This is a genomic window from Pseudomonas sp. GD04158, assembly GCF_029834875.1.
GTDB lineage: Bacteria > Pseudomonadota > Gammaproteobacteria > Pseudomonadales > Pseudomonadaceae > Aquipseudomonas > Aquipseudomonas hydrolytica.
This window is the reverse complement of the sequence record NZ_JAODYT010000003.1, coordinates 40,497-56,849: the sequence shown is the minus strand read 5'-3', so window position 1 is coordinate 56,849 and position 16,353 is coordinate 40,497. Positions and strand designations below refer to the sequence as shown.

Sequence of the window (16,353 nt, the reverse complement as noted above, 5' to 3'; positions counted from 1 at the left end):
GGTTGGTGAGGCTGCATTAGTGTCTTCAGGTAATTTGGATTTCGAGCAGTTCCGGACTTTCCTGGAAAAGGCCTGCGGTATTCTGCTTGGCAGCAATAAGCAGTACCTGGTCTCCAGCCGGCTGAACAAGCTGATGGAACAGAACGGCATCAAGACCCTGGGAGAGTTGGTGCAGCGTATGCAAAGCCAGCCGCGCGGGGGCTTGCGCGAGCAGGTCGTGGACGCCATGACCACCAACGAGACCCTGTGGTTTCGTGACACCTATCCGTTCGAAGTGCTGAAGAACCGCGTGCTGCCGGAGCTGATCAAGGCCTACCCGTCGCAGCGCTTGCGCATCTGGTCCGCCGCCTGTTCCTCCGGGCAGGAGCCTTACTCCCTGTCGATGTCCATCGACGAGTTCGAGCGCACCAACCTCGGCCAGCTCAAGGCCGGGGTGCAGATCGTTGCTACCGATCTGTCGCCCTCGATGCTGAGTAACTGCAAATCCGGTGAATACGACAGCCTGGCCATGGGCCGAGGCCTGTCGCAGGAGCGCCTGCAGCGCTACTTCGACCCCAAGGGCCCGGGGCGTTGGCAGGTCAAGGCGCCGATCAAGAGTCGGGTGGAATTCCGGCCGCTCAACCTGCTGGACAGCTACGCGGCCCTGGGCAAGTTCGACATCGTGTTCTGCCGCAACGTGCTTATCTACTTCTCTGCCGAGGTGAAGAAGGACATCCTCACGCGCATCCACGCCACCCTCAAGCCGGGCGGGTATCTGTTTCTCGGGGCATCCGAGGCGCTCAATGGCCTGCCCGAGAAGTACCAGATGGTGCAGTGCAGCCCAGGGATCATCTACAAGGCCAAATAGCGGCACGTGCCATGATCGGCGACAAGCGGGAGGCCTCAGGGTCTCCCGTTTTCGTTTGCGTTGCGCCGGATAGGGTGTGCCGTGCGCACCAATGGTTATGCGATTTCCGCTGGTGCGCGCGGCGCACCCTACGGGCGGCAAGGCGGCAAAGTGGCGTTGCCGCTCGTGGGGGGAAAGCGGAAAGCGCTTGCCGCTTGCCGCTCGGTTGGCAATTGATTTATTCGTAAGTCGTTGAAAATAAAGAATAAATTAAATTGGCACAGCCTTTGCTGAATGTCTGGCAGGAAAGACCAGACAGCCCAAGCGGCAAAGGTTGCAGAACATGAGCATCAACTTCGGCAAGGCCCTAGGTATCCACGAACAGGCACTCGGCTTTCGTGCGCAGCGCGCCGAGGTGTTGGCCAACAACATCGCCAACGCCGATACGCCCAATTACAAGGCGCGTGACCTGGATTTCGCCAGCGTGCTGGCCGAGCAGAATGCCAAGCAGCAGCGCGGCAACGTCGCCCTGGCACGTACCGATGGCCGCCACATTGCCGCCGAGGGCGTTGCCATGGGGCAGGCCGAGCTGCCTTACCGCACGCCGTTCCACGCTTCGCTGGATCAGAACACGGTCGATCTGCAGATCGAGCAAGCCAATTACGCCGAGAACTCGGTGCACTTCCAGGCGAGCTTCACCTTTCTCAACAGCAAGTTCAAAGGGCTGACCAACGCCCTGCGCGGCGAATAAGGAGCGCGATCATGTCTCTAGCCAGTGTTTTCAACATCGCCGGAACCGGCATGAGCGCCCAGAGCACTCGCCTGAACACCATTTCCAGCAACATCGCCAACGCCGAGACCGTTTCCTCGAGCATCGATCAGACCTACCGCGCCCGTCATCCGGTGTTCGCCACCGTGTTCCAGCAGGCGCAAGGCGGCGACCGCGGTTCGCTGTTCGCCGAGCAGGACGAAGCCGGGCGTGGCGTCCAGGTGCTCGGCGTGGTCGAGGATCAGAGCAGCCTGATGCCGCGTTACGAGCCGGATCATCCGATGGCCAATGCCGACGGCTACGTCTACTACCCGAACGTCAACGTGGTCGAGGAAATGGCCGACATGATTTCCGCCAGTCGCGCCTTCCAGACCAACGTGGAAATGATGAATACCGCCAAACAGATGCTGCAGCGCGTGCTGACCCTGGGTCAGTAATGCTTTGAAGGGAGACAGGTGATGAGCACGGTAAGCGGCACGAGTTCGGTACTCGATCAGTACGAGATGAAACAGAACACCCGGCAGAACAAGGACCTCGGCAAGAACGAGTTCCTCAACCTGCTGGTGGCGCAGTTGAACAACCAGAACCCGCTGGAGCCCCAGGGCAACGGCGAGTTCATCGCCCAGCTGGCGCAGTTCAGCAGCCTGGAAGGGATCGAGAAGCTCAACAAAAGCATGGAGTCGATGCTTTCCTCCTATCAGTCGTCGCAGGCGTTGCAGGCCTCTTCGCTGGTGGGGCGCAAGGTGATCGTGCCGACCGAGAGGGCGGTGGTCGATACCAGCGAGAGCTTCAAGGCCAGCGCCGTGCTGCCGGTGAGCAGCGGCAACGTTTATGTGAACGTCTATGACAGCGCCGGCTCGGTGGTGACGCGTATCAACCTGGGCGAGCAGGCCGCCGGCAACGTCAGCTTCATCTGGGACGGCAAGGACTCCAGCGGCAATCTGATGCCGCCGGGCACCTACAAGTTCGAGGCTCAGGCCACCTACGGTACCGAGACCAAAGCGCTTTACACCCTGTTGCCGGCCAACGTCGACAGCGTCACGTTGGGTGGCAGCGAATTGATGCTCAACCTGGCGGGGCTGGGCAGTGTTCCGCTTTCGCAAGTGCAAGTCATCGGCCAATAACTATTGCCGCCGGCAGTTCCGGCAAAGGAGTTTTCCATGTCGTTCAATATTGGTCTCAGTGGTCTGCGCGCCGCCACCAAGGATCTCAATGTCACCGGCAACAACATCGCCAACGCCGGTACTGCAGGTTTCAAACAGTCGCGTGCCGAGTTCGCCGATGTCTATGCCGCGTCCGTGCTGGGCACGGGTTCCAACCCGCAGGGCAGCGGTGTGCTGCTGGGCGACATTTCGCAACTGTTCAACCAGGGCAACATCAACTACACGCAGAACGCGCTGGACCTGGCGATCAACGGCAACGGCTTCTTCGTCACCAGCAACAACGGCGAGATCAGCTACACCCGTGCCGGCTACTTCGGTACCGACCGCGAAGGCTTCATGGTGAACAACTTCGGTTATCGCCTGCAGGGCTATACGGTCGATGCCAATGGCAACCTGCAGAACGGTGTGGTCAGCGACCTGCGCATCCAGACCGCGAACCAGGAGCCGCGCGCCACCGCCAACCTGGCCCAGACCTTCAACCTCAACTCCAACAACGTGGTGCCGACTACCGTACCGTTCGATCCGACCGATCCGACTTCGTACAATTCGTCGACCTCGACCAACATCTATGACACGCAGGGCAACTCCCACGTGTTCACCCAGTACTTCGTCAAGACCGGGCCCAACACCTGGACCATGAACGTGCTGATCGATGGGCGAAACCCGGATGATCCGACGCTGACGACTCCTTCGAGTGTCGATCTGCAGTTCACCACTGCCGGTCAGCTGGATATCCCGGCGTTGGTTGGCTCCACCCCCACCGGCTTCACCGTGGCCGCTGACGGCACCATCAGCCTGAGCACCTGGGTACCGGCCGCGCCGGACAACTCGGTACCGCCGGTATGGAGCCCGAACGGGGCCGCGGCCAACGCGGCCGGGATCACCATCGATGTGCGCCAGTCCACCCAGTTCGCCAGCTCCTTCGCGGTCAACCGGGTCAGTCAGGATGGCTATACCACTGGCCAGCTGGCGGGGCTGGAAATCGACGATACCGGGGTGATCTTCGCGCGCTACACCAATGGCCAGTCCAAGGTGCAGGGCCAGGTGGTGCTGGCCAACTTCGCCAACGTGCAGGGTCTCACTCCGGTGGGCAAGACCGCCTGGGTGCAGTCCTTCCAGTCCGGCGAGCCGGTAGTCGGCACACCTCGCGCCGGTACCCTGGGTGCGCTGCAGGCCGGTGCTCTGGAGGACTCCAACGTCGAGCTTTCCGATCAGCTGGTGAACCTGATCGTGGCCCAGCGCAACTACCAGGCCAACGCCAAGACCATCGAAACCGAAAGCGCCATCACCCAGACCATCATCAACCTGCGTTGATGAGGGCACGCTGCACATCCTGCGCGCTGCGGATGTGAGGCGGGTTCGCCGACGGCGGCAAAGCGGCAAGCCAGGCTTGCCGCTTTGCCGTTGCGGAGCCGGCAAAACCTCGCCGCCAGGGTCTCCGCTGTTTTCTCGATTTAATAAAAAGCACTTTTAAATCAGTAGCTTGTAGTGATTTTTAGAGGCTGGCACGGCGCTTGCTGTATTGCTTGCAAAGAGCCAAGGGCCCGTCGCCCACTCGGAGAATCACCATGGACAAGATGCTGTACGTCTCCATGACCGGAGCGCAGAACAACACACTCGCTCTGCGTGCGCATGCCAACAACCTGGCCAACGTTTCCACCTCGGGCTTTCGCCGCGACTTCGAGCAGGCGCGTTCCATGCCGCTGTTCGGCGAAAGCTATCCGGCGCGGGTATTTGCCATGAGCGAGCGGCCGGGCACCGATTTTCGTGCCGGTTCGCTGCAGGAAACCGGCCGCGATCTGGACGTTGCCATCGGCGGCAAAGGTTGGATCGCGGTGCAGGCGCCCGACGGCAGCGAAGCCTATGTGCGTACCGCCAGCCTGAACATCGATGCGCTCGGCGTGCTGCGCACCGGCAATGGCTTGCCGGTCATGGGCAATGCCGGGCCGATTGCCGTGCCGCCGGAGCAGAAGGTGGAGATCGGCCAGGACGGCACCATCAGCATTCGCGCCCTGGGTGAGAACCCCAACGTGCTGGCCGAGGTGGACCGCATCAAGCTGGTCAACCCGGATCCGAAGAGCCTGGAGAAGGGCGCCGACGGCCTGATCCGGGTCAAGGGCCAGCCCGAGGTGGAGGCCGATGCCACGGTGCAGGTGACTTCGGGCTTCCTCGAGGCGAGCAACGTCAACGCCGTGGAAGAAATGACCGCCATCCTTTCCCTGTCCCGCCAGTTCGAGCTGTCGGTAAAGATGATGCGCACCGCCGAAGACAACGCCTCGGCCATGGCGCGGGTTTTGCAAATTAGCTAATTACCAGCACGCGGCGCCGTAAAACCGGCACCCGAGGAGAATCGATATGCTTCCGGCACTGTGGGTCAGCAAGACCGGTCTGTCCGCCCAGGACATGAACCTGACCACCATTTCCAACAACCTGGCCAACGTCGCGACCACCGGCTTCAAGCGCGATCGCGCTGAGTTCGAGGATCTGCTGTATCAGATCCGTCGCCAGCCGGGTGGCCAGTCCAGCCAGGACAGCGAACTGCCGTCCGGCCTGCAGCTGGGTACCGGTGTACGCGTGGTCGGCACGCAGAAGATCTTCACCGCCGGCAGTCTGCAGACCACCGAGCAGCCGCTGGACATGGCGATCAATGGCCGCGGCTTCTTCCAGATCCTGCAGCCGGACGGCACCGTCTCCTATACCCGCGACGGCAGCTTCCACCTCAACTCCGACGGCCAGATCGTGACCTCCCAGGGGTTCGCCCTGGAGCCGGCCATCGTGCTGCCGAACGAGGTGCGCACCTTCACCGTCGGCGAGGACGGCACCGTCTCGGTGACCACCGCTGGCAATCCGCAGCCGCAGATCATCGGCAACATCCAGCTGGCCGACTTCGTCAACCCGGCCGGCCTTGAAGCCATCGGCAACAACCTGTTCCTGGAGACCGGTTCCAGCGGCGCGCCGCAGGTGGGCAACCCGGGCCTCAATGGCCTCGGCACCACCCTGCAGAACACCCTGGAAAACTCCAACGTCAGCGTGGTGGAAGAACTGGTGAACATGATCACCACCCAACGCGCCTATGAAATGAACTCCAAGGTGATTTCCACCGCCGATCAGATGCTGTCCTTCGTGACGCAGAACCTCTGATCCTTTTGACTCTGTTGTGAACGCCGCGAGGTAGTGGTTATGAACCGGCAAGTTTTCTGTTTCCCCCTGTTGGCTGGCCTGCTGCTCAGCACTGGCTGCGTGGCGCCGACAGCCAAGCCGGACGACCCTTATTACGCGCCGGTGCTGCCGCGCACGCCGCTGCCGGCTGCGCAGAACAACGGCTCGATCTACCAGGCCGGCTTCGAGAATGGTCTGTACGACGACCGCAAGGCGTTCCGTGTCGGTGACATCATCACCATCACCCTCAACGAGCGTACCCAGGCCAGCAAGAACGCCAACAGCAACATCCAGAAGGACAGTTCGGGTGCCATCGGCGCGCCCAACCTGTTCGGCATGGCGGTAACGCCGGACAACCCGCTGCGCAGCCTCGGCGCGCTGGGCATGAACAACCCCAACCTGAGCCTGGAGGCCAACTGGAACGCTCAGCGCGAAGCCAGCGGTTCCGGCCAGGCGGGGCAGAGCAACAGCTTGTCCGGTTCGATCACCGTCACCGTCGCCGAGGTATTGCCCAACGGCATCCTCGCCGTGCGCGGCGAGAAGTGGATGACCCTCAATACCGGCGACGAGCTGGTGCGTATTTCCGGGCTGGTGCGTGCTGATGACATTTCCACCGACAACACCGTGGCGTCCACCCGGGTGGCCGATGCGCGCATCACCTATTCCGGCACCGGTGCCTTCGCCGATGCCAGCCAGCCGGGTTGGTTGAGCCGCTTCTTCCTCAGCCCCATGTGGCCGTTCTGAGTGAGGGTGCATCGATGAAATCCTGGCTGGCTCAGACCCCCGCTTCGGCGGCCAATCTCCTGGCGCAGTGCTACTCGCGTATCGTCGCCGGTCACTCCGTGCGCGATGCCTTCGCGCCGGCTCCGACTCGCCCGCGGCAGCAGGCCTTGCGCCCGCTGCGCAAGGCGCAGTCGGAGCAGAGCGTGTCCTGCCGCCGGCAGTTCGCTGCCGCTCATCGCGGTTATCGTCGGCGTGGCGCCAACGACTGGCTGCTGCTGGCCACCATGCTGGCGTGCCTGCTGCTCAGCCTGCCGACCCAGGCCGAGCGCCTCAAGGACCTGGCCTCGATCCAGGGCGTGCGCAGCAACCAGCTGATCGGTTACGGCCTGGTCGTCGGCCTCAACGGCAGTGGCGACCAGACCACGCAGACGCCATTTACCGTGCAGACCTTCAACAACATGCTGGCGCAGTTCGGCATCAAGGTGCCGCCGGGTGGCAACGTGCAGCTGAAGAACGTCGCCGCGGTATCGGTGCATGCCGAGCTGCCGGCGTTCGCCAAGCCCGGGCAGACCATCGACATCACCATTTCCTCCATCGGTAACGCCAAGAGCCTGCGCGGCGGCAGCCTGCTGATGACGCCGCTCAAGGGCATCGACGGCAACGTCTACGCCATCGCCCAGGGCAACCTGGTGGTCGGTGGTTTCGACGCCAGTGGTGCCGACGGCTCGCGCATCACCGTCAACGTGCCATCCGCCGGGCGCATTCCTGGCGGGGCCACTGTCGAACGTCCGGTGCCGAGCGGCTTCGATCAGGGCAACTACCTGACGCTCAACCTCAACCGTCCCGACTTCACCACGGCAAAGAACATCGTCGATCAGATCAACGATCTGCTCGGCCCGGGCGTGGCCCAGGCCATCGACGGCGGCTCGATTCGCGTCAGCGCGCCGCTCGATCCGAATCAGCGCGTCGACTACCTGTCGATCCTGGAAAACCTCGAGGTGCAGGCCGGTCAGGCGGTGGCCAAGGTCATCATCAACTCGCGCACCGGCACCATCGTCATCGGCCAGAACGTGCGCGTGCAGCCGGCAGCCGTGACCCATGGCAGCCTGACCGTGACCATCACCGAAGATCCCATCGTCAGCCAGCCCGAGGCATTCTCCGGTGGGCAGACCGCGGTGGTACCGCGCTCGCGCGTCGGCGCCGAGGAAGAAACCAAGCCGATGTTCAAGTTCGGCCCCGGTACCAGCCTGGACGAGATTGTCCGTGCGGTTAACCAGGTGGGCGCCGCGCCTTCCGACCTGATGGCCATCCTGGAGGCGCTCAAGCAAGCCGGCGCCCTGCAGGCTGACCTCATCGTGATCTGACGAGGAGCGCCCCTATGGACTCTCGACTCTCTGCCGGCATGCTCGGCAACGGCAAAAGCCCGATCGACAGCGGCGCTTTCACCGACCTGAATCGCCTCAACCAGTTCAAGGTGGGCGGCGACACCGAGCAGAACATCCGCAAGGTCGCTCAGGAATTCGAGTCGCTGTTCATGAACGAAATGCTCAAGGCCATGCGTTCGGCCAACGCCGCGTTCGGCGAGGGCAACTTCATGAACAGCAACGAGAGCAAGACCTACCAGGACATGCACGATCAGCAGCTGGCGGTGACGCTTTCCAAGGAAGGGCGCGGCATCGGTCTGGCCGATGTGCTGGTGCGGCAGATGTCGAAGATCAAGCAGCCCTCGAGCAGGCCCAACCCCTTCGCGCAGATCGAACAACCGGTTGCCGCGGCCAGCGAAGCCAAGTCCGAGAAAGCGGCCACATCCGAGGGCTTCCGCGACGACGTCGCGCTGCTCAACCGCCGGCGCCTGGCCGTGCCGGGCAAACTGGCCGACCGCCTGCTGGCCGGCATCGTGCCGTCGGCCGCCGAAGGCGAGGGCAAGGCCCTGGCGGGTAACGACTGGCTGCCGGCGCAGGCATCTGCCGCACCGGCAAGTGCCGGCCTGAACCCGGGCAACAGCGATGCCATCAGCGGCCGGCGCATCGCCCAGCCGCCGCTGGCGCCGGGCAAGGCCGTGTTCAATTCCCCGCAGGAGTTCGTCGCCACCATGCTGCCGATGGCCGAGGCCGCCGCCGAGAAGATCGGCGTCGATCCGCGCTATCTGGTTGCCCAGGCCGCGCTGGAAACCGGCTGGGGCAAGTCGATCATTCGTACCGGCGACGGGCAGAGCAGCCACAACCTGTTCGGCATCAAGTCGCACAACAGCTGGAAGGGCGAGTCGGCCCGGGTGCTGACTACCGAATACAAGGGCGGCAAGGCGGTCAGGGAGGCGGCCAACTTCCGTGCCTACGATTCCTACGCGCAGAGCTTCGATGACTACGTGAATTTCCTGCAGAGCAACGGCCGCTACGAAAAGGCGCTGAACGCCACCGAGAACCCCGAGCGTTTCGTCAAGGAACTGCAGCAAGCCGGTTACGCCACCGACCCGCACTACGCGCGCAAGATTTCGCAGATCGCCCGCAAGATGCAGACCTATCAGGCCATCGCGGCTGCCGACAGCGCCACCACAAGGACTTGAGGTTGAATCATGGCTGACCTACTCAACATTGGCCTGTCCGGCCTGTCGGCGAGCAAGACGTCGCTGGCCGTTACCGGCCACAACATCGTCAACGTCAACACGCCCGGGTTCTCCCGCCAGGAAGCCGTGCAGACGACCCGTACGCCGCAGTTCAGCGGGGCCGGTTATATCGGCTCCGGCACCACGCTGGTGGACGTGCGCCGCATCTACAACGAGTTCCTCAATACTCAGGTACGCAGCAGCACCGCGCTCAACAGCGATACCCAGGCCTACCTGAGCCAGATCAACCAGCTCGATTCCCTCCTGGCCGGCAGCACCACCGGCGTCACGCCCGGATTGCAGCGGCTGTTCGCCGCCCTGCAGACCGCCGCGGAGGACCCGGCCAACATTCCGGCACGCCAGCTGGCGCTGTCCGAGGCCGAGGGGTTGTCCAAGCGATTCAACACCATCTACGACCGCCTCTACGAGCAGAACGCCTTCCTCAACAAGCAGCTCTCGGCGGTGACCGATCAGATCAATCAGCTGGCCACCTCGATCGCCGGTTTCAATGATGCGATTGCCGTGGCCGCCTCCAATGGCCAGGCGCCGAACGATCTGCTCGACGCCCGCGAAGAGGCGGTGCGCAAGCTGTCCGAGTTCATCGGCGTGACCGTGGTGCCGCAGGACGACAACTCCTACAACCTGTTCATCGGCTCCGGTCAGCCGCTGGTAGTGGGCAGCAAGGCTGCTCGTCTGGAGGTTACCCCCGGGCAGTCCGACCCGCTGCGCAGCGAGATCCAGTTCGTCAGTGGCAGCTCGCGCCAGGGCATCACTTCGCTGATCACCGGCGGCGAGATGGGCGGTCTGCTGCGTTATCGCCAGGACGTGCTGGACCAGTCGATGAATGCGGTGGGGCGTCTGGCGCTGTCCATCGCCGATCAGATGAACCGCCAACTGGGGCAGGGCCTGGACCTCAATGGTCAGTTCGGCAACGAGCTGTTCCGCTCCATAAACGACCCGCTCCTGCTCAGCCAGCGCAGCCTGGCCCGGGTTGGCAACAGCGACACCACGGCCAACCTGGCCGTCACCCTGACCGATACCTCGCGCCTGACCACCAGCGACTACGAGGTGCAGTTCACCAGCGCCACCGAATACGTGGTGCGCCGGGTGTCCGACGGTACGCTGTTCCCGCCGACTCCGGCGACCTTCGACATCACCACGGTACCCGCACCCGAGGTAGACGGCTTCTCGCTCGGTGTGGCCAGCGGTACCTTCGCGGCCGGCGACCGTTTCCTGGTGATGCCGACCCGCAACGCCGGTCGCGATATCCGTGCGGACATGAAAAACCCCGAGGAACTGGCCTTCGCCGCGCCGCTCAAGGCCGAGACCAGCCCGGCCAACATCGGCACCGGCAGGATCACCCAGCCCCGGCTGCTGACCGAGATCAACATCTACGATCCGGCGGCCCAGGCGGACCTGGAAACCAGCCTGCGCAACGCGCCGCCGCTGCGCATCGTGATGGGCGCCGGCGGTGGCGCCACGCAGAGCTACGATGTGGTCGACATCAACGGCAACGTGATCGACACCGGCAGCATCGTGCCCGGCCAGGACAATGCCCTGACCATCACCGTGCCGGCCAACCCACCAGCGATTCCGGCGGCGTTCGATTACCAGGTGACCATCAGCGGGCGACCCCAGGCGGGCGACAACTTCTCGGTGTCGTTCAACACCAACGGCGTATCGGACAACCGTAACGCGCTGAATCTGGTCAACCTGCAGAACAAATCGGTAATCGGCGTCAACCCAGGGGCACCGACCACCACGGGCTCCAGCTTCTCCGACGCCTATGGCGACCTGGTCGAACGGGTCGGTACGCTGACCAGCCAGGCGCGCGTCGATGGCCAGGCCACCAGCGCGATCCTCAAGCAGGCGACCGACAACCGCGACTCGATTTCCGGTGTTAACCTGGACGAAGAGGCCGCCAAGCTGATCCAGTTCGAGCAGTACTACCAGGCATCGGCGCAGATCATTCAAGTTGCGCGTAATCTGTTCGATACCCTGATCAATACATTCTGATAGCCACCCTCCCGCATGCGGGAGGGTGAAGCCTGTTCAACCGACAGGCGTTGCAAGAGGCAAGCCCCATGGTCATGCGCATCTCCTCCATCCAGGCTTTCAACAACGGCGTTTCCGGCCTTGGGCGCAACTACTCCAACCTGATTCGCACCCAGGAGCAGATCAGCAGCGGCAACCGCATCCTCACCCCGGCGGACGATCCGGTGGCCTCGGTGCGTCTGCTGCAGCTCGAGCAGCAGCAGGCCGTGCTCAAGCAGTACAGCGACAACCTCACGGCGGCCAAGAACAGCCTCACCCAGGAAGAGACCACCCTCAATTCGGTGGTTACCGTCATGCAGCGCGTGCGCGAGCTGGCGGTGCGCGCGGGCGGCGGTTCGCTGTCGGCCGAAGACCGCAACTCCATCGCCAAGGAGCTTTCCGAGCGTGAGGCCGAGCTGCTCAACCTGATGAACAGCCGTAACGCCCGGGGCGAGTACCTGTTTGCGGGAAATCTGGGCAAGACCGAACCCTTCGTGCGCAACCCGGACGGCACCTATTCCTACTTCGGCGACGAAGGGCAGCGCACCCTGCAGGTGGCCAGCTCCACCAACGTGGCGATCAACGACAACGGCAAGCGTCTGTTCGAGAGCGTGACCAACGCCAACCGCGTGGCCAACGCCAACGGTGTCAACAATCCGGCGCTGCCGTCGCCACCGCTACCGGCGACCACCATTCCCGCCGTGCCGGCCAATGAGCAACGGGTGTTCATTTCGCCCGGGCTGGTGGAAGACAATCGCGCCTTCAATGCCGACTTTCGCGGTGGTGAGCCCTATTCGCTGGCGTTCGTCAGCGGCACCGAGTTCCGCATCTACGACGCCAGCGGCGCCGACGTGACCTCGGAGATTCCGGGGGGCGGCAAGATCGATCCGCTGGTCAACGGCGGCAACGTCATCAATTTCCGCGGTATGCGTTTTCAGCTCGATGTGGTGCTCAAGCAGGGCGACAACGAGCTGAATCTGGACAGCCTGCTGGCCGACATCCAGCCGCCTGCCACCGCCGGTTCACCGGGTATCGGTACCCACAGCTTCACCCTGCAGTCCGCGCCAACCGAGTTCGCCGTCACCCGTGCTTCCACCAACGGCTCGGCGGCAGTCGTGGCGGGCGGCAACATCGTCAACCAGAACGTGTTCGACAGCCAGTTCCCCACCTCCGGCGTGGTGTTGCGCTTCACCGACGACAGTAACTACGAGGTCTTCGCCCAGCCCGTTGGGCCGAACAGTCCGGTGCTGACCACCGGTACCGTCACTGGTCCTTATCCGGCCAGTTTCACCGTGTATGGCGCCGAGTTCACGCTGTCCGGCCCGGCCAGCGCCGGCGGTGGCGACCAGTTCGGCGTGCAGCCCCAGTTCCAGGAACAGCGCAGCATCCTCAACACCATTTCCCGACTGCGTCAGGCGCTGGAGTCGTCGCCCACCTCGCCGGCCGGGAATCTGGCTGTGCGCAACGAGGTGGCCATCGCCCTGAAGAACCTCGACAACGGCATGGGCAGCGTGCTGGAAGTGCAGACCGAGATCGGCGCGCGCCTCAACCTGATCGAGACCACCGGGATCGACAACGAGGACGTGACCCTGGTGAACAAGTCGGTACAGGCCGAGCTGCGCGAGCTGGATTACGCCGAGGCGTTGTCGCGCCTGTCTTTCCAGACCATCATTCTGGAGGCGGCGCAGCAGAGCTACGTGAAGATCGCCGGGCTGAATCTGTTCAATCAGTTGCGCTGAGCCGGCGTTACCCTCTGCCTGACTCCATTTAGGATGTTGTATGAATATCTGTGTATTCGGTGCCGGTTACGTAGGGCTCGTGCAAGCAGCCGTCCTCGCCAATGTCGGTCACAACGTTCTGTGTATCGAAACCGATGAAGGCAAGAGAGCGGTCCTGGAAAGTGGCGGCATTCCCATCTTCGAACCGGGCCTCCAAGGGCTGGTGGCTGCCAATCACGAGGAGGGACGGTTGCGCTTCTCGGGTAGTCTGGAAGAGGCGGTGAAGCACGCGGATATTCACTTCATTGCCGTGGGGACTCCGTCTGACGCGAATGGCTATGCGGATCTGACCTTTGTTCATGAAGTGGCCAGAGGCATTGCCCAGGTTGCGCAAAAGGATCAGCTGATCATCAACAAGTCCACGGCCCCGGTGGGCACAGCGGATGCCATCGAACAGGTGATGCGCGACACCCTGGACGCGCGGGGGCGCTCGGATATCCAGGTCGACGTCGTCTCGAACCCGGAATTCCTCAAGCAGGGGGCTGCCGTCAGCGACTGCCAGCGCCCGGACAGAATCATCATCGGTTCCAGCAATCCGGCCAGCATCGAGGTCCTGCAGGAGCTGTATGCCCCCTTCAACCGTAATCGCGAGAAGATCATGGTCATGGATCGGCGCAGCGCCGAACTGACCAAGTACGCCGCCAACTGCTTTCTTGCCACCAAGATTTCGTTCATGAACGAAATGGCCAATCTGTCCGAGCTGTTCGGCGCCGATATCGAAGCTGTTCGCCGAGGCATTGGTGCCGATCCGCGCATAGGTTACGACTTCATCTACCCCGGGTGCGGTTATGGTGGCGCCTGTTTTCCCAAGGACGTACGCGCCCTGAAGGCTTCGGCGCAGAGCGAAGACTACGAGCCGGCCATCCTGGCCGCGGTCGAGTCCGTCAATGAAGCGCAGAAGAAAAAACTCGGCCACAGCATCCAGGCGTTCTACGCAGGTCATTTGCGTGGCCGGGTCATCGCGCTTTGGGGGCTGGCCTTCAAGGCCAACACCGGAGACATGCGTGACGCCCCCAGCCGGACATTGATGGAGCATCTCTGGAGCCTGGGGGCGACGGTACAGGCGTTCGATCCGGAAGCAATGCCCGAATGCCGTCGTCTGTATGGCGAGCGACCGGATCTGATACTTGCCAATAGCAAGGAGGAGGCGCTCGTGGGTGCCGATGCGCTTGCGGTGGTCACCGACTGGCAGAGTTTCAAGGCGCCGGACTTTCCACTGCTTCGTCGTACCCTCGGCGATGCGGTGGTGTTCGACGGCCGCAATCTCTACGACCCCCAGGTCATGAAGCGTCACGACTTGCGCTACTTCTCCATCGGCCGCCAGCCGGTCTGAACGAGGCATTCCCGCCCAGGGCCATTCAACGAGTGGCCCGCTTGTTGCTATACCTGTATATCGGGCAACAAAATGCCGACTAATTGACGATTGGTCGAATATCCGGGGGCAGGGGAGTAGCGATGAAGGCGGTCATTCTTGCCGGTGGACTGGGCACACGGATCAGTGAGGAATCCCATCTCAGGCCCAAGCCCATGATCGAAATCGGTGGCAAGCCGATTCTCTGGCACATCATGAAGATCTACTCCCACCATGGCATTCAGGACTTCGTCATCTGCCTGGGCTACAAGGGCTATGTGATCAAGGAATACTTCGCCAACTACTTCCTGCACATGTCCGACGTGACCTTCGACATGTCGAAGAACTCCATGGAAGTTCATCAGCGCTACGTGGAGCCCTGGCGGGTTACGCTGGTCAATACCGGCGAAGACACCCTGACCGGCGGACGGCTGCGCAGGGTACGCGAGCATCTGGGGGATGAGCCGTTCTGCTTCACCTATGGCGATGGTGTGGCCGATATCGATATCCGCTCTCTGATCGACTTTCACAAGCAGCATGGCAAGCCGGCGACGGTCACGGCCATTCAGCCGCCGGGTCGTTACGGTGCGCTGGATATGGACGGTGACCGGGTCGGTGCCTTCCAGGAAAAGCCCGCAGGTGACGGCTCCTGGATCAACGGTGGGTTCTTCGTGCTGAATCCTTCGGTCATCGACTACATCGACGGTGATCAGAGCAGTTGGGAGGGCGAGCCGCTGATGCGGTTGGCGGAGGAGGAAAACCTCATGGCCTTTCGTCACCGAGGCTTCTGGCAGGCGATGGATACCCTGCGTGACAAGAATCAGCTCAACGACCTCTGGGTCAGTGGCAAGGCACCCTGGAAAATCTGGCAATGACGGCATTCGCTCGGAGTTACCAGGGGCGCAGGGTGCTGCTTACCGGACACACCGGCTTCAAGGGCAGCTGGCTCGCCGCCTGGCTGGTCGAGTTGGGCGCCGAGGTGGTGGGTTTTTCGCTGCCCTGCGAACAGGACGGCAATGCTGAACATTGGGCGGCGCTGCGTCTGCCCGTTACCGATCTGCGTGGCGATATTCGCGACGCCTCCGCCCTGCAGCGCCTGCTAGCCGAGCAGCAGCCGGAGATCGTCTTCCATCTGGCCGCCCAGTCCCTGGTGCGTCCCTCCTACCGACAGCCATTGGATGCCTGGTCGAGCAATGTCCTGGGCACCGCCAACCTGCTCGAAGCCTGCCGCGTTACGCCAGGCGTTGCCGCGGTGGTGGTGGTTACAACCGACAAAGTGTACGCCAACCGCGAATGGCCTTGGGGCTATCGCGAGTGTGATGAGCTGGCCGGCCACGATCCCTACAGTGCCTCCAAGGCGGCTACCGAACTGGTGTGCGACAGTTACCGTAAATCCTTCTGGCAGCAGTCCGGCCCGCTGCTGGCGACCGCCCGCGCAGGCAATGTTATCGGAGGCGGAGACTGGGCGGAGGATCGTCTGATTCCCGACCTGGTCCGCGCAGTACAGACCGGGCAGACGCTGCAGATCCGTTCGCCGTCCTCCACGCGTCCCTGGCAGCACGTGCTGGAATGTTTGTCCGGCTATCTGCTGTTGGGCCAGCGACTGCTTGAGGGGGATCGTAGCTGTGCCGATGCCTGGAACTTCGGGCCGGCGCCCGAGGCCAATCGCAGCGTAGCGGAAATTCTTCAGGCCCTGCGTGAGCATTGGCCTGCACTGAGCTGGCAGGCCGCCAGCGACGACGGTCTGCACGAGGCGCGTTTACTCTACCTGGACAGTGCCAAGGCCCGTTCCGGCCTGCACTGGGCTCCGGTCTGGTCGCTGCACACCGCGCTACAGATGACCGCCGAATGGTATCGCCTTAGTCATGAGCGAGGCGAAGTCTGCACCCGTGAGCAGTTGCTGCATTTCATCAATGCTGCGCGACAGGTCGGCTGCGTATGGGCCTGA

General features: G+C 62.9%; 15 protein-coding genes. All 15 read left to right on the top strand.

What is annotated here, in order from left to right:
- The first annotated feature begins 19 nt into the window (after window positions 1-19).
- The 15 genes from cheR (at window position 20) to rfbG (ending at window position 16,353) form a co-directional block, all read left to right on the top strand.
- Complete coding sequence (gene cheR, locus N7333_RS02190) at window positions 20-847, top strand: protein-glutamate O-methyltransferase CheR (protein ID WP_041772905.1); 828 nt, start codon at window positions 20-22, stop codon at window positions 845-847.
- Window positions 848-1,169: 322 nt separating this feature from the next.
- A complete protein-coding gene (gene flgB, locus N7333_RS02185; protein ID WP_003247062.1) occupies window positions 1,170-1,577 on the top strand; it encodes a flagellar basal body rod protein FlgB in 408 nt (135 codons plus the stop codon).
- 11 nt (window positions 1,578-1,588) lie between these two features.
- Complete coding sequence (flgC, locus tag N7333_RS02180; protein WP_003247063.1) at window positions 1,589-2,032, top strand: flagellar basal body rod protein FlgC; 444 nt, start codon at window positions 1,589-1,591, stop codon at window positions 2,030-2,032.
- Between the two features lie 21 nt (window positions 2,033-2,053).
- Window positions 2,054-2,719 (top strand): flagellar hook assembly protein FlgD, encoded by a 666-nt coding sequence (gene flgD / locus N7333_RS02175; RefSeq protein WP_012019041.1) that lies wholly within the window; start codon window positions 2,054-2,056, stop codon window positions 2,717-2,719.
- Between the two features lie 36 nt (window positions 2,720-2,755).
- A complete protein-coding gene (flgE, locus tag N7333_RS02170; RefSeq protein WP_012019040.1) occupies window positions 2,756-4,072 on the top strand; it encodes a flagellar hook protein FlgE in 1,317 nt (438 codons plus the stop codon).
- Window positions 4,073-4,326: 254 nt separating this feature from the next.
- The gene (locus N7333_RS02165) at window positions 4,327-5,067 is read left to right on the top strand and encodes a flagellar basal body rod protein FlgF (protein WP_129482175.1); all 741 of its coding nucleotides are present in this window, start codon (window positions 4,327-4,329) and stop codon (window positions 5,065-5,067) included.
- Between the two features lie 46 nt (window positions 5,068-5,113).
- Entirely contained in the window at window positions 5,114-5,899 is a 786-nt protein-coding gene (flgG, locus tag N7333_RS02160; protein ID WP_003247067.1) for a flagellar basal-body rod protein FlgG, read from the top strand.
- Between the two features lie 39 nt (window positions 5,900-5,938).
- The gene (gene flgH / locus N7333_RS02155) at window positions 5,939-6,661 is read left to right on the top strand and encodes a flagellar basal body L-ring protein FlgH (protein WP_003247068.1); all 723 of its coding nucleotides are present in this window, start codon (window positions 5,939-5,941) and stop codon (window positions 6,659-6,661) included.
- Window positions 6,662-6,924: 263 nt separating this feature from the next.
- Window positions 6,925-8,004 (top strand): flagellar basal body P-ring protein FlgI, encoded by a 1,080-nt coding sequence (locus tag N7333_RS02150; RefSeq protein ID WP_036987504.1) that lies wholly within the window; start codon window positions 6,925-6,927, stop codon window positions 8,002-8,004.
- Between the two features lie 14 nt (window positions 8,005-8,018).
- On the top strand, window positions 8,019-9,203 hold the full coding sequence (gene flgJ, locus N7333_RS02145; RefSeq protein WP_012019038.1) for a flagellar assembly peptidoglycan hydrolase FlgJ: 1,185 nt from the start codon (window positions 8,019-8,021) through the stop codon (window positions 9,201-9,203).
- 9 nt (window positions 9,204-9,212) lie between these two features.
- The gene (gene flgK, locus N7333_RS02140; protein WP_129482176.1) at window positions 9,213-11,258 is read left to right on the top strand and encodes a flagellar hook-associated protein FlgK; all 2,046 of its coding nucleotides are present in this window, start codon (window positions 9,213-9,215) and stop codon (window positions 11,256-11,258) included.
- 68 nt (window positions 11,259-11,326) lie between these two features.
- Complete coding sequence (locus N7333_RS02135) at window positions 11,327-13,015, top strand: flagellar hook-associated protein 3 (protein ID WP_012019036.1); 1,689 nt, start codon at window positions 11,327-11,329, stop codon at window positions 13,013-13,015.
- A 40-nt stretch (window positions 13,016-13,055) separates the two neighbouring features.
- The gene (locus tag N7333_RS02130; protein ID WP_129482177.1) at window positions 13,056-14,387 is read left to right on the top strand and encodes a UDP-glucose/GDP-mannose dehydrogenase family protein; all 1,332 of its coding nucleotides are present in this window, start codon (window positions 13,056-13,058) and stop codon (window positions 14,385-14,387) included.
- A 122-nt stretch (window positions 14,388-14,509) separates the two neighbouring features.
- Entirely contained in the window at window positions 14,510-15,280 is a 771-nt protein-coding gene (gene rfbF / locus N7333_RS02125) for a glucose-1-phosphate cytidylyltransferase (RefSeq protein ID WP_003247074.1), read from the top strand.
- Window positions 15,277-16,353, top strand: a complete 1,077-nt coding sequence (rfbG, locus tag N7333_RS02120; RefSeq protein WP_129482178.1) for a CDP-glucose 4,6-dehydratase — start codon at window positions 15,277-15,279, stop codon at window positions 16,351-16,353. Before rfbF ends, rfbG begins: the two co-directional genes overlap by 4 nt.